The 23,686-nt window shown below is 31.8% G+C and carries 20 protein-coding genes and 1 pseudogene; 9 read left to right on the top strand and 12 right to left on the bottom strand.

Annotation, left to right across the window (positions count from 1 at the left end):
- Window positions 1–1,332, bottom strand: coding sequence for a TolC family protein (locus tag H277_RS0100110; protein WP_244874860.1), 1,332 nt, complete (start codon window positions 1,330–1,332; stop codon window positions 1–3).
- A 163-nt stretch (window positions 1,333–1,495) separates the two neighbouring features.
- On the opposite strand from H277_RS0100110, the gene H277_RS0100105 reads away from it, so the two are divergent.
- From H277_RS0100105 to H277_RS0100095, 3 genes are all read left to right on the top strand, one after another.
- On the top strand, window positions 1,496–2,305 hold the full coding sequence (locus tag H277_RS0100105) for an AraC family transcriptional regulator (protein ID WP_019973517.1): 810 nt from the start codon (window positions 1,496–1,498) through the stop codon (window positions 2,303–2,305).
- 65 nt (window positions 2,306–2,370) lie between these two features.
- Complete coding sequence (locus H277_RS0100100) at window positions 2,371–2,898, top strand: NADPH-dependent FMN reductase (RefSeq protein WP_019973516.1); 528 nt, start codon at window positions 2,371–2,373, stop codon at window positions 2,896–2,898.
- 91 nt (window positions 2,899–2,989) lie between these two features.
- Window positions 2,990–3,535, top strand: a complete 546-nt coding sequence (locus H277_RS0100095) for an NADPH-dependent FMN reductase (protein WP_019973515.1) — start codon at window positions 2,990–2,992, stop codon at window positions 3,533–3,535.
- Window positions 3,536–3,611: 76 nt separating this feature from the next.
- Here the strand turns inward: H277_RS0100095 and H277_RS0100090 are convergent, their stop codons facing one another.
- The 4 genes from H277_RS0100090 to H277_RS0100075 form a co-directional block, all read right to left on the bottom strand.
- Entirely contained in the window at window positions 3,612–4,667 is a 1,056-nt protein-coding gene (locus tag H277_RS0100090) for a T9SS type B sorting domain-containing protein (protein WP_146810274.1), read from the bottom strand.
- 5 nt (window positions 4,668–4,672) lie between these two features.
- Window positions 4,673–5,455, bottom strand: coding sequence for a hypothetical protein (locus tag H277_RS0100085; RefSeq protein WP_019973513.1), 783 nt, complete (start codon window positions 5,453–5,455; stop codon window positions 4,673–4,675).
- Window positions 5,456–5,504: 49 nt separating this feature from the next.
- Entirely contained in the window at window positions 5,505–6,770 is a 1,266-nt protein-coding gene (locus H277_RS0100080; protein WP_019973512.1) for a hypothetical protein, read from the bottom strand.
- Between the two features lie 104 nt (window positions 6,771–6,874).
- Window positions 6,875–7,291 carry an OsmC family protein gene (locus tag H277_RS0100075; protein ID WP_019973511.1) on the bottom strand — a complete coding sequence of 139 codons (417 nt, stop codon included), beginning with the start codon at window positions 7,289–7,291 and terminating at the stop codon, window positions 6,875–6,877.
- A 127-nt stretch (window positions 7,292–7,418) separates the two neighbouring features.
- On the opposite strand from H277_RS0100075, the gene H277_RS0100070 reads away from it, so the two are divergent.
- Window positions 7,419–7,796, top strand: a complete 378-nt coding sequence (locus H277_RS0100070; RefSeq protein ID WP_019973510.1) for a VOC family protein — start codon at window positions 7,419–7,421, stop codon at window positions 7,794–7,796.
- A gap of 41 nt (window positions 7,797–7,837) precedes the next feature.
- A complete protein-coding gene (locus tag H277_RS0100065) occupies window positions 7,838–8,305 on the top strand; it encodes a DUF6265 family protein (RefSeq protein WP_019973509.1) in 468 nt (155 codons plus the stop codon).
- A 3-nt stretch (window positions 8,306–8,308) separates the two neighbouring features.
- Here the strand turns inward: H277_RS0100065 and H277_RS0100060 are convergent, their stop codons facing one another.
- On the bottom strand, window positions 8,309–9,505 hold the full coding sequence (locus H277_RS0100060) for a Pycsar system effector family protein (RefSeq protein WP_019973508.1): 1,197 nt from the start codon (window positions 9,503–9,505) through the stop codon (window positions 8,309–8,311).
- A gap of 24 nt (window positions 9,506–9,529) precedes the next feature.
- Here H277_RS0100060 and H277_RS0100055 point away from each other — a divergent pair, with 24 nt between their 5' ends.
- The 4 genes from H277_RS0100055 to H277_RS0100040 all read left to right on the top strand — a co-directional run bounded on the left by H277_RS0100055 (window position 9,530) and on the right by H277_RS0100040 (window position 19,157).
- Window positions 9,530–13,252: a metallophosphoesterase gene (locus H277_RS0100055; RefSeq protein ID WP_019973507.1), complete on the top strand. Its 3,723-nt coding sequence runs from the start codon at window positions 9,530–9,532 to the stop codon at window positions 13,250–13,252.
- A 389-nt stretch (window positions 13,253–13,641) separates the two neighbouring features.
- Window positions 13,642–16,386 carry a TonB-dependent receptor gene (locus H277_RS0100050; protein ID WP_019973506.1) on the top strand — a complete coding sequence of 915 codons (2,745 nt, stop codon included), beginning with the start codon at window positions 13,642–13,644 and terminating at the stop codon, window positions 16,384–16,386.
- Between the two features lie 11 nt (window positions 16,387–16,397).
- A complete protein-coding gene (locus tag H277_RS0100045) occupies window positions 16,398–17,615 on the top strand; it encodes a DUF4876 domain-containing protein (RefSeq protein WP_026357312.1) in 1,218 nt (405 codons plus the stop codon).
- Between the two features lie 15 nt (window positions 17,616–17,630).
- A complete protein-coding gene (locus tag H277_RS0100040) occupies window positions 17,631–19,157 on the top strand; it encodes a DUF6850 family outer membrane beta-barrel protein (RefSeq protein ID WP_019973504.1) in 1,527 nt (508 codons plus the stop codon).
- Between the two features lie 79 nt (window positions 19,158–19,236).
- Here H277_RS0100040 and H277_RS18365 read toward each other — a convergent pair whose 3' ends face one another.
- The 6 genes and pseudogenes from H277_RS18365 to H277_RS20280 all read right to left on the bottom strand — a co-directional run.
- Complete coding sequence (locus H277_RS18365) at window positions 19,237–19,617, bottom strand: hypothetical protein (protein WP_019973503.1); 381 nt, start codon at window positions 19,615–19,617, stop codon at window positions 19,237–19,239.
- Window positions 19,618–19,622: 5 nt separating this feature from the next.
- Window positions 19,623–19,763: a hypothetical protein gene (locus H277_RS20110; RefSeq protein ID WP_019973502.1), complete on the bottom strand. Its 141-nt coding sequence runs from the start codon at window positions 19,761–19,763 to the stop codon at window positions 19,623–19,625.
- Between the two features lie 102 nt (window positions 19,764–19,865).
- Window positions 19,866–20,243 (bottom strand): DUF2750 domain-containing protein, encoded by a 378-nt coding sequence (locus tag H277_RS0100025; protein ID WP_019973501.1) that lies wholly within the window; start codon window positions 20,241–20,243, stop codon window positions 19,866–19,868.
- Window positions 20,244–20,948: 705 nt separating this feature from the next.
- Window positions 20,949–21,809: pseudogene (locus H277_RS18360) on the bottom strand (RHS repeat-associated core domain-containing protein); the annotation flags it as partial.
- Between the two features lie 735 nt (window positions 21,810–22,544).
- Window positions 22,545–22,898, bottom strand: a complete 354-nt coding sequence (locus tag H277_RS0100010; RefSeq protein WP_019973498.1) for a hypothetical protein — start codon at window positions 22,896–22,898, stop codon at window positions 22,545–22,547.
- Window positions 22,895–23,686: RHS repeat-associated core domain-containing protein (locus tag H277_RS20280; RefSeq protein WP_033422489.1), on the bottom strand; the 792-nt coding region annotated here is incomplete at its 5' end. The genes H277_RS20280 and H277_RS0100010, both read right to left, overlap by 4 nt.

Below are 23,686 nucleotides of genomic sequence, written 5' to 3'. Positions count from 1 at the left end.
TTATAAGTTTCCTAAAACGTATTGTAATTGATAGTATTTTAATTGTTTATTGATTTGCAGTGAAATCAAATTCGATTGTGCTTCCAGGTAAGCATTATCAGCATCGATTAATTCTGTAATCAGACTTAGCTTATTTACATATTTTGTTCGCACAATACGATAATTTTCTTTAGCTTGGTCAATTGCTTCTTCGGCAATTTTTATCTTGTCAACCGACTCTTCTAACCGTTTATTTGCTGTATAAACCTCATGTCGAAGCCGTTCCTCTTTTTCTTCTATTTCCAATTTCGCAATCGAAATACGACGATCAGCCATTTGCAATTTTTGTTTATTTTTGAAAAAATTACTTAAAGGAATCGATACATTGATTCCAATCATCCCGTTACGATTCAAGTATTTTTCCGGAGGAAAAAACATAAAGTTGGGATAATTATAACCATATTCTGCTCCAGCCGTTATTTTAGGCAATGTATTCGCTTTCGTTATTTTCTTATCCAGTTCTTTCAGGTTCAAATCATCTTGTGCAATTTTTAAATTTTCACTATTGCTGATTGCTTCCAAAATCATTTCATCAACCAGTCCCAAATGTGTTTCATTGGTAAACAAATCATTGGTATCTATATGTATTTCTTGCTTCTCCGGCAATGAAAGAATGGTTTTGATTTGATGTTCAATAATCAAAATTTCATTTTCCAATTCTGTAAAAGACATTCTATGGTTGGACAATTGTAACTCTGTTCTCAACACTTCATTATATGTTACCAACCCATTTTTTTTCAATGCTTCTGTTTGTTTAATCACAACCGAATCTTCTCTTATTTTGTCAGAAATCAGCTTCTGTTGTTCCTGCAAATGCAATGCTTGCAAATAAGCTGTGATGATCTGCATTCTCAATTCGCGCTCGTCTTTACGCATCTGTAATGTTGAAATCTCAGTTTCTATCGTTGCTTTTTTCTCTTCATTTTTAATTCTTCCTCCTAGGTAAACAGGAATCTCTGCAGAAAGTGTAAAATCATATTTTACTCGTGGTGTGCTGTATTTAGTAGAAGGTTTCAGAAAACCATCTTCGTATTGACGCAAATTACTCAGTACATGAAAACCTGTATGAAAATCGACATCCGGAAGTTTTTCATTTTTTAAATCGTTTTCTTTTAATTCGGCAAGATTCGTTTTTAAAGCACTTATTTGTATTTTTTTATTGTTTTGTCGTCCAATTTCAATTGCTTCATTTAGTTTCAATTGGTTATACTCTATTTCATTTTGCGCATACCCCCATCCACTCAACATTATAAAAAATGTAAGCAATTGATATTTAATTGATTTAAATATCATTTTCTAGTAAATTCTTAAGTCTATTATTGATTTTATGATGCAAATGTACATTCAAAGTGAATGAACCTAATTGATAAAATAAGAAAAAGATTTGCTCATTTACGCCAAAATGAATTAATTTGTTCTTACAATACATTCCATTAACATTACGCTCAATAGTTAGATGAAGTTTGATCAGTTTTTTTTTAATGAAGTAGACAAAGCAACTGTACATTTTTATATTCAGCATGCACATTTAGATACGATAGGAACCGGCGTTCACCAACATAAGAAAGCTCAGTTATTATATGCAGAAGGTGGTATCGTGCATATTTTTGTAAATGACAAACACTGGTATCTTCCGGCAAGATGTTTCATGTGGATTCCTGCCAATACACCACACTCTATTTTAACAAATAGTAAGTCAGGAGATTTGTACAATTTTTATTTCAGAACTGAAACTGAAGAGAACGATTTTTACTCCATTACAAATATTTATTATGCGGGGGATTTACTGAGAGAAATGATTCTTTATACAAAAAACTGGAACGGAAGTGTTACTCAGAAAGACACAGCTAAATATGATTTCGTGAAAGCGATTAAATCAATTTTACCGGAAATGGAGTCCAATAGATTACCTATCATGATTCAACATCCGTATCCGAAAGATGAAAAATTAATCGAAATTGCCAGATTTCTAATGCGAAACATTGAAAAGAATTATACATTGGAAGAAATTGCAAAACATTTCGGATTGAGTACAAGAACACTTTCAAGAAAGTTTAAAGATTCGATGGGAATGAATTATGTTCGGTTTTTACGCTCATTACGCATTACAAAGTCATTAGAACTAATTGCAGAAAATCAGTACAACATGTACGAAATCGCCATGATGGTTGGTTATAATTCATTGTCTTCGTTTTCCAATATTTTCCAGAAAGTTTCCGGTATTCGCCCTACGGAATATGCGCAACTGATTAGTCATAAATCGTAATATGTTTTTTTGTTCAAAACAAAAAAAACATATTATATTACAACTTCATTAAAAGCAGTAAACAAATGAAAATTATAGCCTTTGCAGGAAGTAACAGTTCAACTTCTATCAACAAACAACTTGTGATTTACGCCTCTTCTTTATTGAATGAGGATCAAATTGAGATTTTAGATCTGGATGATTATACTATTCCGACTTTTGACATTGATATCGAGAAAGCACAAGGTTTCTCTGATGAAGTCAAACGGTTTTACCACAAACTTGTTGAGGCTAACGTTTTACTTATTTCATTGGCAGAGCACAATGCTTGTATTACGGCTGTTTTTAAAAGCTATATGGACTGGTGTTCAAGAATTAATTCTAAATTTCTTGAAGGAAAAAAAATCTTCGTCATGAGTACTTCTCCCGGTGGTTATGGTGGAAAAAATTCGTTGGAAGTAGGTTCTAAACTGATTACAAAATTAGGCGGTGAAATTCTGGTTGATTTCTCTTTACCTAAATTCAATGATAATTTTGTGGAAGGTCGAATTACAAATCAGGAATTAAACGAAGAGCTCGTTATTAAAGTAAATGAATTTAAAAATAAATTATAATCTTTTTATCATTTCCTAACATAGGTCAATGAAATTTGATTGAGACGATAATACTTTTGTTTCATCAAAAATAAAATAACCCAATAGGAATATGAAAATTTTAGCATTTGCTGGTAGTAACAGCAAAACATCAATCAATAAACAATTATTAAATTATACTTTAAATCAAATTGAAAACGCAGAAATCGATTTAGTTGATATCAATGATTTCGAAATGCCTATCTATTCAATTGACCGCCAATTAGAAAATGGTTTTCCTCAAGAAGCGCATGATTTTCATCAAAAAATTCAAGCTGCTGATGGGTTAGTGATTTCGTTGGCTGAACACAACGGAAACTTTTCTGTTGCTTTAAAAAACATTTTAGATTGGGTTTCTCGTATTGATATGCCTTATTTAAAAGATAAAAAATTGTTGTTATTAAGTACTTCTCCAGGTGCATATGGAGGAGGAAATGTGATGGAAGTGGCTACAAAATATTTTGGAATGTTTGCAAGTGGAGAAGTTGTAGCAAGTGCTACGTTTCCTTCTTTCAACGATAATTTCCAAAACAATGAAATTGTAAACGAAGAATTAAAAAATAAAGTATTGACTCAGGTGAATACGTTCCAAAAAGCTTTAGCTGCTGTTGAAGTTTAAGTGAAAATTTAAGTCAACAAAAAAGTCGTTCAAAATGAACGACTTTTTTGTTGACTTAAATTTAGACGTATGTCTATTATCTATTTTTTATTAAGATAGAACCTGATTTGGTTTGATTCTCATTCAGTTTAATGACATACCAATAATTATCTGTCGGGACAGGTTTCCCTCCTATTTTTCCATCCCAAATGAAATGATCTGCTTGTGTAATCGTTTTTACATTTTTCCCGAAACGATCATAAATCTCTACCACAGCATTTGGATAACTGTTTAAAAATTTACTCAAATCCCATTGATCATTTATTCCATCATTATTTGGCGTAATCACATTTGTAATCACCAATGCTTCAGCAGGAATTTCGGTCAAACATTCCCCATTTTTCGATTTGATACGAACATCATATTTTCCCGGAGGTACATTTCTGAAGGTATTCGAATCTTGCCAAGGATAAATAATTTTACCTTTTTCATCTTCTAATTGATATTGAACAGATGTATTTCCTCCACTTGCGACAATAATCATCGAATTATCCAAATCAGTATTGATCAGTATTGATGGAAACTCAACTAATTGAACTTCCGTTTCACTAGTTGCTCTGCAACTACCTGACGTCACTTCTAGTCTGTATTTACCCGGCTGACTGGCTATAAAATCTTGAGATGAAGAAACAAGTGTATCATTTTCATCAAACCATTTATATGTATCATATCCGTTCGGAGCTTTGATTAACATCGAATTAAAATCTGGACAAAAATAATGTATAGGCGCCAAATCTACTGTTAATTGTTCTCTTACCGTAACCTGCAACGTCTGAACAGAAGATCCACAACTGTTGGTTTCCGTCACTTGTAACGTATAACTACCGGAAGGTGTATTCTGCCAATCAATTTCTACTTGATTTCCGGATGTTGTAAGCGAAGTATAATTTCCTGAAAAATTACTTTCTAAAACTTTCCATACATAAGTAGAACCAACAGTTCCGTTACCTGAATTTTCGAGTTCATCTACTTTATATCTATGCTTAGCTCTTGGACACAATTGTTGCTGCCCGAATAGACTGCTTCCCGAAAGAAGCAGTAAGCCTATTAAGACTATTTTATTTGAATGATATTTTCGGAAATTAAAAATCAATTTATTTAGAATTCAATTGGAGACACTTTTGGTGCTGAACCTACAACAATTTTAATTATATTATTATCAGTAGTTCCTGCATTAAACGCAATATCAGTTCCATTAGTTTTTGTTTGAAAATTAGGATTAGCCAATGAAGGTTGAGTTTTAGTATAAACTACATCATCAATTCTTACAACTATATCTCCACCAGTAGGAGTTATAATAATTTCTTTTTTACCATTTACATCAAATGTTATTGCACTTGTAGTAGGAGTTCCTCCTGAAATTACAGTAAAATTAACTGTAGCTTCTGGTGTACCTTCTAAATCGATTTGAACATCAGGAGTTGTTGTCCCTATATAACAAACATTACTTGCTGCTGTAGAAATTTTTAAAATATCTGCCTTAACTAATTTAACGTCTATATTAGTAGTATTATCTGTAGAAACTGCAGGTGGACAAGTTGAATTTTCTACTACTGTAATAGTGTAATCTTTGATTAAATCCATTGGGTTTCCTCCAGATACAGGCCAAGCTCCTGGATTCCATTTAACTACTGCAATATTATCATCATTAATTGTATTTCCTGGTTCTGTATTAGGAAAATCAGGTGTTGCTCCAGAAAAAGTGGAAGTTGCTGTCCAAGTATATGTAGAACCTGGAGAACCAATTGATGTTTCATTACCTGAACCTTTTGTAGGATCAGTATCTACAATCAGAGATTTTGTAGCATTCAATATTGTACCATCAGCATAATATTGTGCTTGTGCTTTAAAACCTAACAAAGTGAAAGCAAATAAAGCCATGCATTTAAGAGTAAAATTTTTATTCATTTTTGTATGATTTTCTATTGAATTAATTCATTTCTATTGGTGCTATTTTAGGTAATGGGGTTACTTTTACTTTTATGTAACCAGAGTTAACAATATTTGTAGATCTAGCTTCAGAACAATTACTTGTGTTATTATTCGTCTGGCAATTATTCCATTTTAGTTGATACGTTATTTTGCAATAGTAATAATATGTTCCAGCAGTTGTTTCTTTATAGTTACTTAACTCTCTACCTACACCTATTGATGTTCCTCCCGTATTTGTAGGTGTAACAACTCTAAACCACTCATAATTAATTTGTATACTATTAGAAGTATTATCCAACTCAACACTTAAAGGAATTGTTTCGTCAGCACATTTTTCAAATTCATCAAGTTTATCTATAATTGATATACTATTAGTATTAATATTATTTTGAAAATTGCTACAAGTACTTTCATTTTTCCAGTTATTCGGATTTAACAATCGTATTAGCCATTCATTTTTAGATGTTGCAGTTCTTGGTCCATTATAATATGAAAATGAAAACTCTTTAGGATTTGTTTCAATTTTATTTGGTGTAAAATGATGTCTTCTTAAATCATTTTGATCAATATTTGTATAATCTGTAGATGCATTATCATAACCTGGTAAAGCAGAGTTTTGAGTTTCCGTACTTGAGGGAGTTGGTAACTTAACCCAATCATGAATAGCATTGAATGCATAAAGATAATTCCCCGTTAAACTACCATTGTGTTGAGATGTTCCATTCCAAGAGGAATTACTAGAAGTAATAATCAATTGATCTTGTTTAGCAAAATTAACAGACATACCAGATTGCATAATACTTGTATTCCACTTAGGATTTGCACTACTTAAATAAGATGCATTATTAGAATTAACAGGAATTCTCAACTCAATTACCTGACCTTTACTAAAACTATTACCGTTTTTCAACGTAAATTTAATAACTCCTTCTGTTGTTCCAAATTTTCCTGCATTACGTCTTTCAAAACCATTATCAGTTATAACAAATGATGTACCTTGACTAATATCTACTAATGGCATTAAATAAATAACATCTGAAACAATATTTGCCGAACTATTTATAGCACATGCAGTTGTTTTATCTGGATCACCTGAATTTGTATTAAAATTGTAATTCACTCCTACCACAACAATATCCCCTTTACTCAAAGTCTGAGCAACAGTATTCTGTATAAAAAAGAAAAAAAGTAATATAAAAAAGAAAATTCCTTTCAATGGTTTTGTCTTTATCGTTTCGCAAATATTGTCATATTTTTTTAACATAAAATTTAGAAACACATTATCATAATGTTAATTTTTTAACGTTTATTCCAACAAAAAAACCGGGCTTAAAAGCCCGGTTTTTTTGTTGGAATCATCACAGATACTTAATTGACATTTATTTCGTATGTTATTTCTATTCCGCCATTGGCAAGCATATCATGTACGCTACAGTATTTTTTAACGGCTAATTCTGCAGCCTTATTTGCTTTATCAAGATCAATAGTTCCTTTTAAGTAAAATTTAATGTGAATATTCGTGAAAATATTCGGAATTTCATCACGACGCTGTCCTTCTACTTCCACTTTTATATCCTCAATTTCTTGACGTTGTTTCTTCAAAATTTCTCCTAAATCAAAAACACTACAGCTTCCCAAAGCGATTAATACCAATTCCATTGGACGAACACCTTTTCCCTCTCCTCCTATCGATTCTGGCCCATCTATATTTACTTTCACGGAAGAACTTGGCGCAATAGCTTCATAATGCGAAGCTTGATTTACTCTATTTAATTCAATTTTCATTTTGTTTGTTTTAAAGCATAAAAATAATCATTCTCAAAAGATTTCTTTTCAAAAATTAGTTGAATAATGAAGCATAAAACAAATTTTACACTAAATTTAAATCGTATAATTTAAAAACAAACCACAGATGAATCGTATCGTTTATTTTGAAATTCAAGCAAATGATATCCAAAAATGCATTGATTTTTACAGCAATGTTTTTGGATGGAGTTTTATAAGACAAGAAGGTTTACCAATTGAATATTACCGCATCAATGCTTCTGGAATGGAAGGTGGAATGTTTAAACGTCCAGCTGACACACCCCCTCTCAATTGTGGTACAAATGCTTTTACATGCACCATGCAGGTGGAAAACTTTGACAAAACCGCAAGCAAAATAACAAAAAATGGTGGAGTGGTTGCCATGCCAAAATTTGCTATTCTCGGAATGTCCTGGCAAGGTTATTTTTTGGATACAGACAACAATGTTTTTGGTATTTTTGAAGCTGACCCAAATGCACAATAAAAAGCCTGATCTTTCAACTAAATTATTAAAATCCCTTGACGATGAAACAAATTTCTCTCTTAATTCTCTTTTCCTTTTTAATAAGTGCTTGCACAACGAATACGGCTTCGATAAATACGCCTGATTTTAATTTTTTGATTGGAAAATGGATCCGAACAAACGAAAAAGTAGATCGAAGCACTTACGAATACTGGAAAAAATTGGATCAAAATACATTTTTAGGTTGCGGATTTACAATCAAGGATAATGATACCATCTGGCAAGAACATACGACTTTGACAAAAACCAATGGCAAATGGTTTTTGAAAGTAAAAATGAACAAAAAAGAAAATCAAACAACCGATTTCGAATTGATACATTTCGAAAAAAACTCTTTTACATTAGAAAATAAAGAAAATGACTTTCCCAAAATTATAACGTATTTTAAAGAGGGAAATCAATTAAAGGCAGAAATCAGTAACGATGATTCAAATAAAATTTTATTTGATTTTGAGAAATTGAAAAAATAGTGTTTACTGCGAAACATTTGTTAAAGTCGCATACGCAAACATTAAAACAGACAATATTGTTCCAATCATAAAGATTGTATATGTAATGCTCAACAAACGATATTTTCTTTCCAAAACTTTTCCTAAATAATACAAATCTCTGGTCATCGAATTATACAAATAATCGCGGTCTTTCATCAATTCCTGCATTGCTTCTTCGTAAGCATCAAGTGACATCTGGTAAAAATTTCCAAAGAAAAGCAAATTCACTTTTTTATTTTTTACATCTTCGTCATTAAAACTTTCGTACGTTACATTTGGTTTTGTCGCCAAAATCGCAAATACGATCGAAACGACACTCGATAACAGCATCACGATTGAAGGCAAAAGTAAATACTCATTTTTAGGACTGCCCAATTTTGGAACCAATGTTGACAATGCAATAGAAATGACAATCGCATTAACAGATAAAAGGATATTTGCTTTGCTATCTGCAATATCACTCAAACGAGTATGATTATTCAATGTCACACGAAAAAGTGTATCTACTCCACGTTCGGGTTGTTGAATTTTATCATTTTTCTTTTTCTTTAACTCATACTTATTTGGGATATCACCAATCAACTCAATCTCTTTGATTTTATTCAGCGTAAAAATTAAATTTTCTTCTTTTCCTTTTTGCCAAAGCCTTTTTGCAGCATCTGTATAAAAATGATGAACATTCAAAAAGAAGTTCCTGTTTTCGATATGCCATTCATAATCCGAGAATTCTTTGTGGCAGATTTTCGAAATTTCATCTCGTAATAATTCAGCTATTTTAGGATACTCGGCTTGCCCCAAATGGTAATTATCAGCATCTTTTATAATTGCTTCTCCGATATTTTTCGGAACACGCCCTATAATTGTTATTCGAATATAATCTTCCACTTCTTTGATGTATTCCTCATCATACAGAAGTTCAGTCAAATAATCTTTTGCAATATTTGCGCTCTCATTTTCATGGCCTTGCACCATTTTTGTATAACCTGTATCATGAAACCATCCTGCAATTAATAATTTTTCTTTTAAATCTGCAGAAACTTCTTCTTCAATACACAACATTTTTATGGCTTCAACAACTTTTACAGTGTGCATAAAATTATGATACGTAAAATCTAAAGAAAGATTATCTTTGAACAGATTGAAAACATAGTTTTCTATATTTAATAACAATTGGTTCATCACAAGTTTTTAACGCTTAAATGTATGAAATTATTACCAACACTGAAAAACAAAAAATTGAATTATCCTTTTTTAGCTTTAGTAGGTTCGTGTCTCTATATGACCTCTTGTGCGACGCAACATCCACAATATGGAAAAAATATCAAGACAGAAAAAACACAGAAAGTTGAAGGCAATAAAATTCAATCGATTTATTTAATTGGTGATGCCGGAGATTTAGACCAACCAAAAAATAAACAGAATTTAGAGATTCTTAAAAATGAATTGGCAAAGGCAGACTCTTCTTCCTATCTTTTCTTTTTAGGTGATAATGTTTATGAAAATGGGATCGTAACCGATTCAACAAAAGCAGCCTATAATACCAGCCGCAATAAACTTCAATTTCAACTCGATCTAGCCAAGCAATTTAAAGGTAAAACTCTTTTTATTCCAGGAAATCATGATTGGCGAAACGGTGTAAAAGGGTTGAAAGAACAAGAAAAATTAGTCAAAAAACAATTAGGTAATAAAAAAGCATTCTTGCCAAAAGATGCCTGTCCTATCGATAAAATTAATGTAAATGACAGTATTGGAATTATTGCGATAGATTCTGAATGGTATTTACAGGATTGGGATAAACATCCCGGGCTAAATGAAAAATGTGATATCAAATCGCGCGAAGCTTTTTTTGAGGAATTAGAATCGCAATTGAATAAATATCAAAACAGGACAACAGTTCTTACCATGCACCATCCGTTGTATTCGAATGGAACACATGGAGGCCAGTTTGATTTAAAAAAACAACTTTACCCCTTTGGAGAAGATTTCAAGGTTCCTTTACCTGTAATTGGTTCTTTTATCAACCTGTTACGAAGTACAACAGGATTAAGCCCTCAAGACGTCAACAACTTCAAATACAGAGAAATGGCCTCTCGAATTGCCACACTTATTGAGAACAGAGATAATGTAATTGTTGTTTCGGGGCATGATCATAATTTGCAATACATTCAACAAAATAATGTAAAACAAATTATTAGCGGTTCAGGATCTAAAAAGGAATCTGCCAAAGCTGTTGGAAAAAATGATTTCTCTTACGGAGACAACGGATTTGTTATTTTAGATTTATATGACAATGGAGCTTCTAAAGCCAATTTTTATGGTTTCAAAGACAGTCAGGCAGAATTATTATTATCAAAACAGGTTACAGAAAAGAAAAAGCAGTATTTGGCCCAAGTTTATGATGACAAAAAAATGCCCAAAATAATGGAGACGAGTGTTTATCCGCTAGAAGAGACTCGAAAATCTGACCCATACAAATTCTTTTTTGGTCGTCATTATCGCAGAACTTATGGACAGACCATTTCTGCAAATACCGTTAATTTAAGTCAATTGAATGGCGGACTAACTCCTGTCAGAATGGGTGGAGGACATCAAACGCAAAGTTTGCGTTTAGTGAATAGTAAAGGGGAAGAATACAATATGCGTTCTGTGAAGAAAAGTGCAACCCAATTCATCCAGCAAGTGGCATTCAAAAATAAATATGTAGCAGATGAATTTGAAGATTCTTTTACAGAAAAATTTTTGATGGATTTTTATACCACAAATCATCCTTATTATCCTTTAGCGGTAGCGAATCTGATGAAACCAATTGGTATTATGCATGCTACTCCGAATTTGTATTACGTTCCGAAGCAAGAAGCATTGAAAGAATACAATGAAAATTTTGGAGATGAACTCTATATGATTGAAGAGCGTCCAATGTCCGGATACCAAGATGGTCTTTTTGGAAAGCCAAGTGATATTGTAAGCACAGAAGACATGCTAGCAGCAATTCATAAAAATAAAGATGTTGGTGTAGATAAGCAAGCCTATATTCGTGCCCGACTTTTTGATATGTTGGTTGGAGATTGGGACAGACATTCAGATCAATGGCGCTGGGGAGTTTATAAAGAAGAAACCAAAACAGTATACAGACCTATTCCTCGCGACAGGGATCAGGCATTTCCTCGATACGATGGACTTTTCTTCAGTCTGATTATGAGAATTCCTCCTTTGCGACATATGCAGGATTATAAAGATGATATCAAGAATGTAAAATGGTTCAACCGTGAACCTTATCCTCTGGATTTAGCTATTTTAGAATCATCTGATCTTGAACAATGGAAAAAAGAAGCACAATATATACAAGACAACTTGAGTGATGACTATATAAGACAATCATTCGAATTGATTCCGGCCGAAACCAAACAAGATTACGATGATGAAGTCATTAAAAATATCATTTCACGAAAAGCGAAACTAGAAAAGTTTGCTGAAGAATATGATAAAGTACTTCGTAAATTAATTATCTTAAAAGGAACAAATGAAAACGATGAATTTGTTGTAACACGTCTCCCAAAAGGTAAAACAAACATCAAAATCTATTCAGGAAAAGATCATACCTTGATTTTAGATCAGGATTTTGATAAAAAAGAAACAAAAGAAATCCGTTTGTATGGTTTAAACGGAAAAGATAAATTTACAGTTGAAGGAAAGCCAAGTAATGCCATCCTTGTTCGTATTATTGGTGGAATTGATGATGATTATTACGAAGTGAAACGTTCTGCAAGAGTAAAAGTTTATGATTATGCAAACGGTAGTGATGCTTCAGAATCAACCTTCTTAACTTCCAAAAATTTTGTCAACGATTATGAAGTGAATACATACGATTACAAACAACCGATGTATAACTTCTTTACCATGTTGCCTAATATCGGTTACAACCCGGATGATGGAGTTAAAATTGGGTTATCTCCAACCTATACTGTAAATGGTTTTGATCGCAAACCTTATTCCCAACGTCATAATTTACAACTGAGTTATTATTTTGCAACAAATGGCTGGGATGCAAAATACAAAGGAACATTTACGAAAGCTTTAGGAAAGTGGAATTTAGATTTAAATGCAGCCTATACGAGTCCAACCTATAGTACAAACTTCTTTGGATTAGGAAACGAAACAGAAAATAACCAAGCCCAAATTGGAATGGATTATAACCGTGTGAGACTTGAAAGTTATAGCATTGGACCCTCGATATTCAAAATTATGAACAACAATGGACGTTTGGATTTTTCTGCGATCTATAGCTATAAAAAAATTGAAGAAAACCAAGACCGTATTGTTGCTGATTTCCCACTCATTAACCGAGATGTTTTTAAAGGGCAGCACTTTGGTGAAGTTGGTGCAAAATACTTATTCAAAAATTATGACAACGAATCTTTGCCCAAATTAGGCATGTCATTTTTAGCAAATGCAAAATGGATTTCCAATTTAACTGATTTCGAACGTAATCATTTTTACACAGAAATTAACTTAGGTTTTACACATAAAATTTCTGCAAATGGACGTTTAACAGTAGCGTCAATGTTAAAGGGAAAAGCAGTTTGGGGCAATTTTATGGAATTTTACCAAATGGCAAATTTAGGTGGAGATCAGGATTTACGCGGTTACCGTTTAGGGCGTTTTTCTGGAGATAAAGTTTTCCTTCAAACATCTGATTTACGATTTGATGCATTAAGATTCAAAGCTGTAGTACCACTACGCTTGGGGCTTTTTATTGGAGCCGATTATGGACGAGTTTGGTTGAGCGGAGAAGATTCAGACAAATGGCACTCATCTATGGGTGGTGGGCTTTGGATAAACGGAGCTCAATCTGTTACAGCTACAGTTTCATACTTTAAAGGAGAAGATCCAGGCCGAATTGTTTTTGGGTTAAACTTTGGATTTTAAAATTACAGCGTCTTAAAAGATTCTTTATTTTATATTTAACATACAAATCAGATTAAAGGTTTCTTTAATCTGATTTTTTTTATCTAATATCTAAACCTAACCACTACTCCTATCCTCTTCATTTTTTATATATGATTACACGATGCCATATTTTTGGGAATACTTATATTGTAAGAATCAAAAACAACAACATTTAGTCCAATAGAGCTATTTCAAGTGGAAATCTGCCGGCCATTCTTAAACGTTAAGATGAACAAAAACGACGAATTCATTTCTTATTAAAGTAAAACAAAAATAAAAATTACATTTATTTAGATTAAATAAAAATAATATATACTTTTGCACAAATTAATAAAATCTAAATGAAATTTTGTTTTTACACTTTTCTAATGACATTTTTAACAATCTCTGTCAATGCTCAAGATTACTCTTTGGAAATTAAATTAGAAAATGAAAATCGCTCTTTAGTTTCGAACATTCAGGTTACTGTTGCATCATCAGAAAATGGAAAAATAACAGGATATTCGGATGAGCACGGCGTTTTCAAAATAAATAAATTGAAAAAAGGTAAATATTTACTTACCATTGAATCGATAAAAATTTCATCAATCAACGAATCATTAACGGTATCGTCTTCAACAAAAAAAGTATACCAAATAACACCGAAGATAACCGAATTAGAAGAGCTTGTCGTAACAGCAAAAGAGTCGAAAGGGTTGACCAGCGTTTCTATCATTGATCAAAAAGCCATGCAGCATTTGCAACCTTCCAGTTTTACAGATTTGTTAGAATTATTACCGGGAAGACGCTCTGCTGACCCTGTTTTTAATAGAGCAAATAGTATAAAATTACGGGAAACAGGAATTGCAGATTCTCAAAATAATTATGCTACTTCTTCTTTGGGAACTAGTTTTATTATTGATAACATTCCTAAAAATACAAATGCAAATTTACAATACACAGAAGGACAATCTTTAGTCATTAATTCCGGTAACAGTACGGGATATGCAGACGAGAAAAGAAATAGTAGCGCAAAAGGTGTAGACATGCGTGCCATATCAACCGACCAAATAGAACGTGTAGAAATTGTAAGAGGTATTCCATCTGTAGAATATGGAGATTTGACAAGTGGATTGGTCAAAATTATTCGAAAAAGAGGGCAGTCTAATTTAGAAGGACGATTCAAAGCAGATGCCTACAGCAAAATGTTTTATGTAGGAAAAGGAATTGAATTAAAGAATAAGCTGAACTTTAATTTCGGAGTAGATTTCTTGGACGCAAAACCTGATCCTGTAAATGATTTCGAAAATTATAAACGGATTACAGCCTCTTTTCGCGCATACAAAAAGTGGATGAGGAAAGAATCAGAAATTGATTGGAATCTGAACCTTGATTATACAGGTTCTATTGACAATGAGAAAACAGATCCGGATAATTCTTATGGACTTATAGATCGTTATAAATCGACATATAATGACATCAGTATTTCAAGTGTATTCGACTGGAAATTTAAACAAAACAGTTTCATAAAAGGATTAAATTTTTATTCCTCTATAGCCCAACAATTCGATCAAATAAACCAAACCAGACTTGTCCAATTGAGCTCTGCAGGAGCTGTTCCTAATTCTACTTCAGAAGGAGAATCTTATGGTGTTTTTTTGGAACCTAAGTACATCTCTCATCTTAAAGTAGATGGTAAACCAATTGACCTTTATTTAAAGTTAATCGGAAAATTTGATTGGGGATGGAGTAATTTAAGAGCCGGTGTGGAATGGAAATATGCTAAAAATAATGGAGAAGGACAAGTATATGATCCTTTACGTCCTCCGTCAGAAAATATGACTTCCCGAAATCGTTCATATAAATCTATTCCTGCAATACAGGACCTTTCTTTCTTTTTAGAGACGAACAAGAAGTTTAAGATTCAAAAACATCAAGTTGAGATTCTAGCAGGATTAAGGAATATCACTTCTCCCGGGATTGACAAGAAGTATCGTTTACATGGTAAATATTATGTTGATCCGCGTATTAATTTGCAATGGAAATTACCTCATTTCTATATTAACAATAATTTATTGAAATTGGAAATAACCACAGGATATGGAGTACATACAAAATTACCAACATTAAATATGCTGTATCCGGAAAATAAGTATGTTGATTTTGTACAACTCAATTATTTCCATGAGAACCCGGCTTACAGAAGAATTCATTTGAAAACATATGTCATTGACAATACAAATTATGAGCTGGCTGCAGCGGTTAATAAGAAATGGGAAATAAGAACCGATTTAGAATACAAAAACATCAATTTTTCCTTTACCTATTTTGAAGAACAAATGAGTTCAGGTTTTAGAAACATGAGCGATTATAAATTATTTTCTTACAGAAAATTCTCAACAGAAGCAATTAATCATAACACAATTAATCAAGCTCCTGATGTAGAAAATTTACCTTTTACAATAGAATCTCAATTGGGAACATATTCGAAACAAGCCAATGGAAGTTCATTCAATAAAAAAGGAATAGAATTTCAACTCAGTACAAAACGATTTTCCATGATCAATACCAGAATTACCATGAATGGTGCATGGTTTAAAACGCAGTATAAAAATAGTCTGCCCGTTTACATGAGAAATGATAAAATCACGATCAATGGAAAACCGACACCTTATCTGGGAGTTTACCTGAATGATGATGGTTATCAGGGAGAAAGACTAACAACAAATTTAATGGCAGATACTTATATTCCTGTTCTTAAATTAGAATTTTCTACTTCTGTACAAGTGATGTGGTTTTCTTCTTCCAAAGCATTGCCTAAAAATGGAACTCCTATCGCATACATTGATCAAAGTGGCACTCGGCATTCGTACGAAGAAGCAGATAAAAGTGATCCGAATCTAAAATGGTTGAACTTGTCATACAATGACAATGCGTTTCGAAAAATGACAACCCCTTTTGAAATGAATGTCAACTTTAAAGTCTCAAAAGTTTTTTACGAAAATTTCCGCGTATCAATGTTTGTCAATCGACTTCTAAATTATTATAAACAATATGAAGTAGATGGAAAAATAATTGGAAGAGCCGGACTTACTTCTCCTTACTTCGGAATGGAACTTAATATTAAATTTTAAATATATAAACTATGCAAAAATTACTTAACAGATTTAGCTTATTGATGCTCTTCTCTGTGTTTTTACTATTTTCTTGTAACAATGATGACGATGATTTTAAATCAATTCCTTCATCTCTTATTTTTACAAATAAACTTCCGGAAGGACTACAAGATGCCACTATTATTGAACTGAATTACACATTCAAAGAATTGAATACCGGTAAAGTTACAGAAGCATCGATTCGCGGAACAAAAGAATTGACTCTACAACTGCCTACAGGTTCTTATGAAGTATCAGTTACAGGACAAATCAACTATCAATTTGAAGGAAATTCATTCACAAAAGATGTTGTAGGATACAGTGCAGCAGAAGCAATTACAGCAGAAGATAAAAATAAAACAATTCAATTATTCATCAAATCTCCAAAAGGAGACCTGCTTATAGAAGAATTATTTTTTACAGGAACTTTGACACCGGAAGGAAAGCAATACAACGGTGACAAATATTTCAAAATCTATAATAATTCTGACGAAGTATTATATGCAGATGGTTTATTAATTGTGCAATCAGAATTCTTAACAGTAGAAAAGCAAGAGTACAGACCTAATATTATGGCGACAGATTTTGCTGCTGGATCAATTATTATGTTACCTGGAAACGGAAAAGAATATCCTATAAAACCGGGAGAACACATTATTATAGCAGATGACGCAATCAATCACAAGGAATATAACTCAAATTCGATTGACCTTACCAAAGCAAATTTCGAAATTTATTATGATGAAATGGATGATGTAGATAATCCTGCTGTCAAAAATACAATTCCTGTTTTTTCGACAATGATTATGCATAACAGAGGTTTTACAAGTTATGCTTTAGCCAGATTACCGGAAAATCTATCGGTTAGCCAATACATGGCTCAATACGAATATGAATACGAATATGATTTTGTATTTAACGGAGAAGTTTACCCATATAGTAATGAAGCCTATAGAATTCCAAACAGCTGGATTATCGACGCGGTTAATTTAAGTGTAAGTACACAATTCCAATGGATTTTAACAGCGCCTTCTCTGGATACAGGTTGGACATATAGCGGAACAACAGATCATGACAGTAGCCGATATGGAAAAGCCGTAAGAAGAAAAACATTATCTACTTCTACAAATGGTAATAAGATTTTAGTGGATACAAACAACTCTACATTAGATTTTATGCCACAGATAAAACCATCTTTATTCAACTAGATAGCATATAATGATATGATGAACTTTCGTTTCACTTTCAGTTTCTTCTTATTTATTGGTGGATTTTTATTTATACAAGCACAGAATAATGCTGTAGATAGGTACCTAAAAAACAGTTTACCAAGTAACACATTCTTTGATTCGATCAATACAGGAGTCGCTGATCAAATTTTAAGCGATAAAGAAAATTATACCGCATTGAGTGGAAATTTTTATCATTCTTTAGAAAAGAATTTAATCAAACAAAAAGGAGACGGTATAACTGATCTTTCTTTTAAAGTGGTCTCAAATTTCTTAATCGATTCTGCGAATTATGTTTGGGGAAATGTACATTATAAAAATGGAAAAAGAAAAAATGTAAAGTGGAATGAAAGTTCTGATTACGATAAAATATATCCTTATTTAATGGCCGATTCTATTGGAGGAAATTTTTCTACAGAAGAATATTTTGTTCAGGGAGGATACAATCGAAAACTCAAACAATTCAATTTTGGAATCCTGGCAGAATACCGTGCATTATTAGAGTATAGAAATCGTGATCCTCGTCCCAAGAATACGATTTCTGATTTGAATGTAGGACTTGGTATTTCATCCGCTATAGCAAAGAATAAGCGGATTTCATTGAATGTGTCACTGAATAAGTATACGCAATCAAATGTTTTAAAGTTTTTTAATCAATTAGGAAATCCGGAAGTCATTCATTTTTCAGGAATGGGAATTTATAATAATTTATTCAAAAGCAATAATAAAAGAGCTTATTACGATGGAAGTAGAAGTGAATTTCAACTCGCTTATTTAAATACAACTAAAAAAGGATTAATGGCTTCTGCCGGTTTTTCGTCCTTATCCATCGATAAAATTATGCTCGATTTACAAGGAATTATTGCTAATAATATAAATGAAAAACGATATAAATTTAATGTGTCTTATTCAACTCCCGATCTTTCTTTTTTTAAAGGCATAAGAATTTCATCGGAAATAAGAAAAAGAAAAGGAACAGAAGGAATATTCTATAATGAAACATCTTCCAATTATAAAAAAATAGGGGAAGCAACACGTTATTACCATGACAATAACAACATTCGATTAGTTTCTCTTTTTGAACTCATAAAAACAAAAAAAATACGTAATCTCTCGTTAGCTCCTTTTGTAAATTATTTTTCATCCAATGAACGATATACAGAGCCTTTTATTCAACAAAAAATTGAAAAAGTGACGGTCGGATTTGAGACTGATTTATTGTATCAAATAAGTAAAAAATCATTAATCAACATTGGTTTTGAATTAGGAACAACTAAGAACCTGACCAATAGCTGGAATTCCAATTATAGCTACACCAAGCAATCGATTCAAGAATTGATGGAACAGAATTTTAGTTATTTATCTTCCAATAACTATTATATGAATCTTTCTTACCGACAAGATTACTCAATCAACGAACAGTACTCTATTTATATTGATACCAAGTATGGGTATACGAATACGACGATTGACAAAAATTACAATACCTATTTAGAATTATCGGTGGGAATTTCATTTTAAGAAAATAGTTACACTTACAGCATTTATAGACTTTTTCTTTATAAAATAATAAAAGGCAAACTTACGTTTGCCTTTTACTTTATTGTTTTTTTAGAACTTCTTTTACTGTTCCATCTAAATTATAAGTTTTACCTTCACATTCCCACTCATGAGAAATAATCGTATCTTTTTTGTGAATATTGAACGTTAGTTCATCTTTTCGTTTAATAATGGTATCTCCTATTTCTATTTCATTTCTATATATTGCCCACCATCTGTTTTTTTCATTACAATCACATTTTTCTTGTGTGAAAGGATTAATTCCTTCCATTGCTAAATTTCCACCTGTCCCCAAATCTTTTTTCTCTACTAAGAGAAAACATTCGCTATTTTTTCTTTTTAAAAAAAAAGCTTCACAATTTGAAGATTGATCGCATGAAATAGTAGAAATTAACATAATAAATAATATTGTTTTTTTCATTTCTTTTAAAAATTTGGTCTTAATAAATTAGAAGGTGGAGTTAATGCTTGTGATGTAGTATTTTTGATATTAGAAATAGCTTGAGAAGCATTTTTAAGTCCATTACTTAACTTATAAGATCTAGCTTCAGCAACTCCAGAACTCATTCCGAACCCTTGTCCAATTCCATAGAAACGAACCCCAAGTCTACCTTTTATGGTATTGTGAATGTTGGTTTGAAATAATTTGTTTGGAAAACTACCATAACTCTAGTAATTATCTAATTCATTTTTCAAATCTAGAGTAAATTCTTCTAATGAAACTACAAATCCAGTTCGATCAATAGGAAATACATTTATAAGCAAATTATTATTATCAATAAAATCAAATATTTCTATTTCTAAGTCATCAAAATTTAATTCTTTTAAATTACAGTTATCCCACCCATTAGTTTTTGCTAGTAATGCAAATTCTTCTGCTGACCATACAGGGAATAAATTATGATTATCAATAGTTGATATAGCATAATTACCATCGGGGAATGTTAGTGTATATAGTTTTTCTTTATCTGCAATTCTTTTTAAAAAATACTGATACCTTTCAAAAGGAGATAAAGAGATTACTTTTTCAACTTCTTTTATATGCATTTTTATTATTTTACAGGTCTTTCTTTGTGCCTACGTCCATAGTTATCATATTTGTGTTGTTATCGATGATCTTTTCTATTTTGAAGATTAGAATATTTATAATAATAGCCTTTTCCTGCTTCTTGAGAATACTGAAAACCATTCATATAATAAGTCGTCTCAACATTTGATAGCAGGTTCTTCTGTACATACTTTGCTAATTTTGCACCGGTAGCATCATATGCATAGCTGATCTTATCTCCTCTGCGACAATCTGGCTCGTTCGTTAAAAATGTTTACAAAACATTTTATTCACACTCCATCCTCCAAAGAACTTCCGTAGGTAAATTTAGGAAAATAGGCCCGTTTACAGAAGTTTATAGACTTCTTCTTTATAAATAACCAAAGGTAGACAAACATCTACCTTTGGTGTTATTGTGAATATTCTTACATTTAATACATTGATTTATAAAGCATTCATAAATCACTATTACAAATTTATTTTTTTGAATAGAATCCTATATCATAATCTTTAATGATAATTAAGTATTGACCAAAACAGATATAAAAATTTTCTTTATGGAAATTTTCATATAATATATAATCTCCAATATTTACACCTCTACTATATTTCCATTCTTTATTATCTAAATAAAAATGAGAATTAAAAAAAGAGAACATTAAAAGTAGAATTATAGAGCCTATAAACAATATTTTTTTTCTCATTTAATTTTTTTTTTGAGTACCAGGCTGAAATGAAGATTCAACTTTCTTTCCATTTTTGTATATATTCATTTGATTGGCATAATTAGTAAGCCATCTTCCTGTTAAACCTAATGGAGGTCCTGAAACCATATATACGTTTAGTTTATTAAAATCGCCTTCTCTCATTCTGGAATTTGTTTCTCGAACATTTGTAAATTTAGACGGATATGATGAAGTTGGTTGCCCCCAAATTTCAACATTATTAAAATTAGATTGCTTTGAAATATTCTTTGTAAAAGAATATTTTTTACTATCATTTCCTGTGTTACATCCCATAAAATATGCTCGAGAGTCAGGTGCCCAATTGAAATCAATATTACTCCAACCTTTTATACTTAATTGAGAAGAATTATTATTTGCGATATTTCCATTACCTCTATCATCACCTCTATTATATAAAGCATCTTTTGATGCTGGTTTACTTCCTATAGGACCATCAAGACCAGCATGAGACCATATTCCAAATTCTTTGGTTTTTCCATATTCTGAACTATATGAACTAACAATATCTCCAACCTTTTCATCTAACTCTTCTAAATCAGAGACAGCTTTAAAAACAGCTATATCACCTTCTCCTAATTCACCTGAATTTAACAAATCTCTTGCATGAGTTAATGCTGCATTCCAAAACATACTGTTATCTTCTTTTTTATCCGATTTAACAAAGAAGTGTATATATACATCTTCTCCATCTGGATCTATAAAGTTTATTGGATTATTTAAAGTAAAATTGTAAGGAGAATATGAGTTCCATTTACCAGCCATTGGATCAATATTAAACCATCTTCCAATACTAGGATCGTAGTTTCGTGCACCGTAGTCGTATAAGTTTAAGTTTAATCGTCTTGCAGCTCAGCACTTCGTGCGGTATGTTCGTCAAAAGTTTATTTAAACTTTTTTCTCCATAATCATTGTATTTGTATTTATAGTTAGGATTCGCAAGATTGGTATTATTGTACCCACTATGCTTTAAACCAAACGGATAGTAATTGTTTTCTTCTAAAACTTTTAGAGTGCCATTACTTTCCTTTTGATAGCTAAGACGTACACTCGCTTCCCTCGGGTCATTTCATGAAAAGCTTTATCAAAGCTTTCATTCATGAATCAAAATGGTCAGTGTAATTGCACACATAATTAAAGGTTGTGCCTCCAGTTACACTCACATAACCTTCTGTTGTCGGGAAAAATTCAAGTCTTTTAACTTGTTTACTCGTAGGAGATTCTACTTGTTTGTACTGAAAACCATTTATATAATCAGTTGTAGTTACCCTTACGCCTTCTCCCTCTGTTACAACTTTTGCTAACTTTACACCGCTAGCATCATATGCATAGCTGATCTTATCTCCTCCGCGACAATCTGGCTCGTTCGCTCACAATGTTTACAACATATTTTATTCACACTCCATCCTCCAAAGAACTTCCGTAGGTAAATTTAAGAAAATAGTTTCGCTTAAAGTATTTATAGACTTCTTCTTTATAAAATAACCAAAGGTAGACCTGCGCCTACCTCTTGTTTTATTGTGAATGTCTGAGATAACAATATATCTATATATAAGCTTACCTCCATTTAATATCATTATAATTTAAAGAATCTAACAATTCTCCATTTCTATATATTTTCAAAAATAAATCTCCTTTTTGTTTAGATATGGAGTCATTAATTTTAACTTTAGAATCCCATGAATATGGAAGAATTATGTTTTTATCATTTGAATACATAGTCAGAGCATTATGATTATTTTCATTGTTTTTTATTAATATTATTTTTCCTTCAAAATATTTATTCGATTGATTATCTAAAAAAATATCTCTAGGATTTTTAGAATTAAGATTGACATATAAAACTATTATAGTTAATATGATAAAAGGTAAAACAATAATGAATGTCAGTAATATATTTATTTTTTTCATTTTATTAACCACGTTTTTCCATTACTAAACATTGCTCCAATCTTTGTTCCTGGTCCAATTCCTCCCCCAAAACTTTGAGTAGTATATCCATTTTTATTTTGACCAAAATTATTATAATCCATTTTATTCAATCCTGTACCAAATACAGAAGTGTCATAACTTCCTCCTGAACCTACACTTATAGGAGATCCAGGTATGCTTAAATTATATTGACTTCCTTCTCCTTGAAAATCTTTTAATTCAAATCTACCGCCTAGAGTTGTAGGTGTAATACCTCCATACTCAAAGCCGCCGCCGCCGCCATATCCTGCATTTCCATTTACTGAAAAGTACCAGCTACTTTTCCCATATGAGTCAGTAACATTCCCAAATGCAAAACCAAAACCTCCAATTGCAGCCCAATTAAAGTTTATCTCTGAATACGTCCCTTTTCCGTGATTACCAGCCATTACTAAATGACCACTTGCAAAACCAAAATCTTCTGTGGTATTTTCTATAGATTGAGTTGTATTACCCATTGTTAGAGATGCTGTACCATTTTCATTAAGATTTAATGAACCTGTTTCTCCTGTAGCCTTGTTATCAACATTTATAGATGCAGAGGGTCCTAAATATGTTTCATCTTCTGCTAATTTTGTAGAAGCATTTTCTTTTGTTAATGAAGCATCATAAACATAATTCCCAAGTCTGTCTTGTTTCCAATCTTCAGCAGCCATCCCATCAGGGTCAATAAAATAAACAGGATTATTTAACGCATAAGTATAAGGAGAGAAGCGTCTTGATTTTTC

This window comes from Empedobacter brevis NBRC 14943 = ATCC 43319 (assembly GCF_000382425.1).
Classification (GTDB): Bacteria; Bacteroidota; Bacteroidia; order Flavobacteriales; family Weeksellaceae; genus Empedobacter; species Empedobacter brevis.
The sequence above is the reverse complement of the archived record's forward strand: the minus strand, read 5'-3'. Positions and strand labels throughout refer to the sequence as shown.

Coding starts and splice junctions, on each gene's coding strand:
- H277_RS0100095 (WP_019973515.1), top strand. CDS start 2,990: ATGAAAATTTTAGCATTTGCTGGTAGTAACAGCAAAACATCAATCAAT.
- H277_RS18365 (WP_019973503.1), bottom strand. CDS start 19,617: ATGAAAAAAACAATATTATTTATTATGTTAATTTCTACTATTTCATGC.
- H277_RS0100070 (WP_019973510.1), top strand. CDS start 7,419: ATGAATCGTATCGTTTATTTTGAAATTCAAGCAAATGATATCCAAAAA.
- H277_RS0100100 (WP_019973516.1), top strand. CDS start 2,371: ATGAAAATTATAGCCTTTGCAGGAAGTAACAGTTCAACTTCTATCAAC.
- H277_RS0100065 (WP_019973509.1), top strand. CDS start 7,838: ATGAAACAAATTTCTCTCTTAATTCTCTTTTCCTTTTTAATAAGTGCT.
- H277_RS0100075 (WP_019973511.1), bottom strand. CDS start 7,291: ATGAAAATTGAATTAAATAGAGTAAATCAAGCTTCGCATTATGAAGCT.
- H277_RS0100055 (WP_019973507.1), top strand. CDS start 9,530: ATGAAATTATTACCAACACTGAAAAACAAAAAATTGAATTATCCTTTT.
- H277_RS0100110 (WP_244874860.1), bottom strand. CDS start 1,332: ATGATATTTAAATCAATTAAATATCAATTGCTTACATTTTTTATAATG.
- H277_RS0100050 (WP_019973506.1), top strand. CDS start 13,642: ATGACATTTTTAACAATCTCTGTCAATGCTCAAGATTACTCTTTGGAA.
- H277_RS0100105 (WP_019973517.1), top strand. CDS start 1,496: ATGAAGTTTGATCAGTTTTTTTTTAATGAAGTAGACAAAGCAACTGTA.
- H277_RS0100060 (WP_019973508.1), bottom strand. CDS start 9,505: ATGAACCAATTGTTATTAAATATAGAAAACTATGTTTTCAATCTGTTC.
- H277_RS0100025 (WP_019973501.1), bottom strand. CDS start 20,243: ATGCATATAAAAGAAGTTGAAAAAGTAATCTCTTTATCTCCTTTTGAA.
- H277_RS0100080 (WP_019973512.1), bottom strand. CDS start 6,770: ATGTTAAAAAAATATGACAATATTTGCGAAACGATAAAGACAAAACCA.
- H277_RS0100010 (WP_019973498.1), bottom strand. CDS start 22,898: ATGAAAAAAATAAATATATTACTGACATTCATTATTGTTTTACCTTTT.
- H277_RS0100085 (WP_019973513.1), bottom strand. CDS start 5,455: ATGGCTTTATTTGCTTTCACTTTGTTAGGTTTTAAAGCACAAGCACAA.
- H277_RS0100045 (WP_026357312.1), top strand. CDS start 16,398: ATGCAAAAATTACTTAACAGATTTAGCTTATTGATGCTCTTCTCTGTG.
- H277_RS20110 (WP_019973502.1), bottom strand. CDS start 19,763: ATGAGTTCTGGAGTTGCTGAAGCTAGATCTTATAAGTTAAGTAATGGA.
- H277_RS0100040 (WP_019973504.1), top strand. CDS start 17,631: ATGATGAACTTTCGTTTCACTTTCAGTTTCTTCTTATTTATTGGTGGA.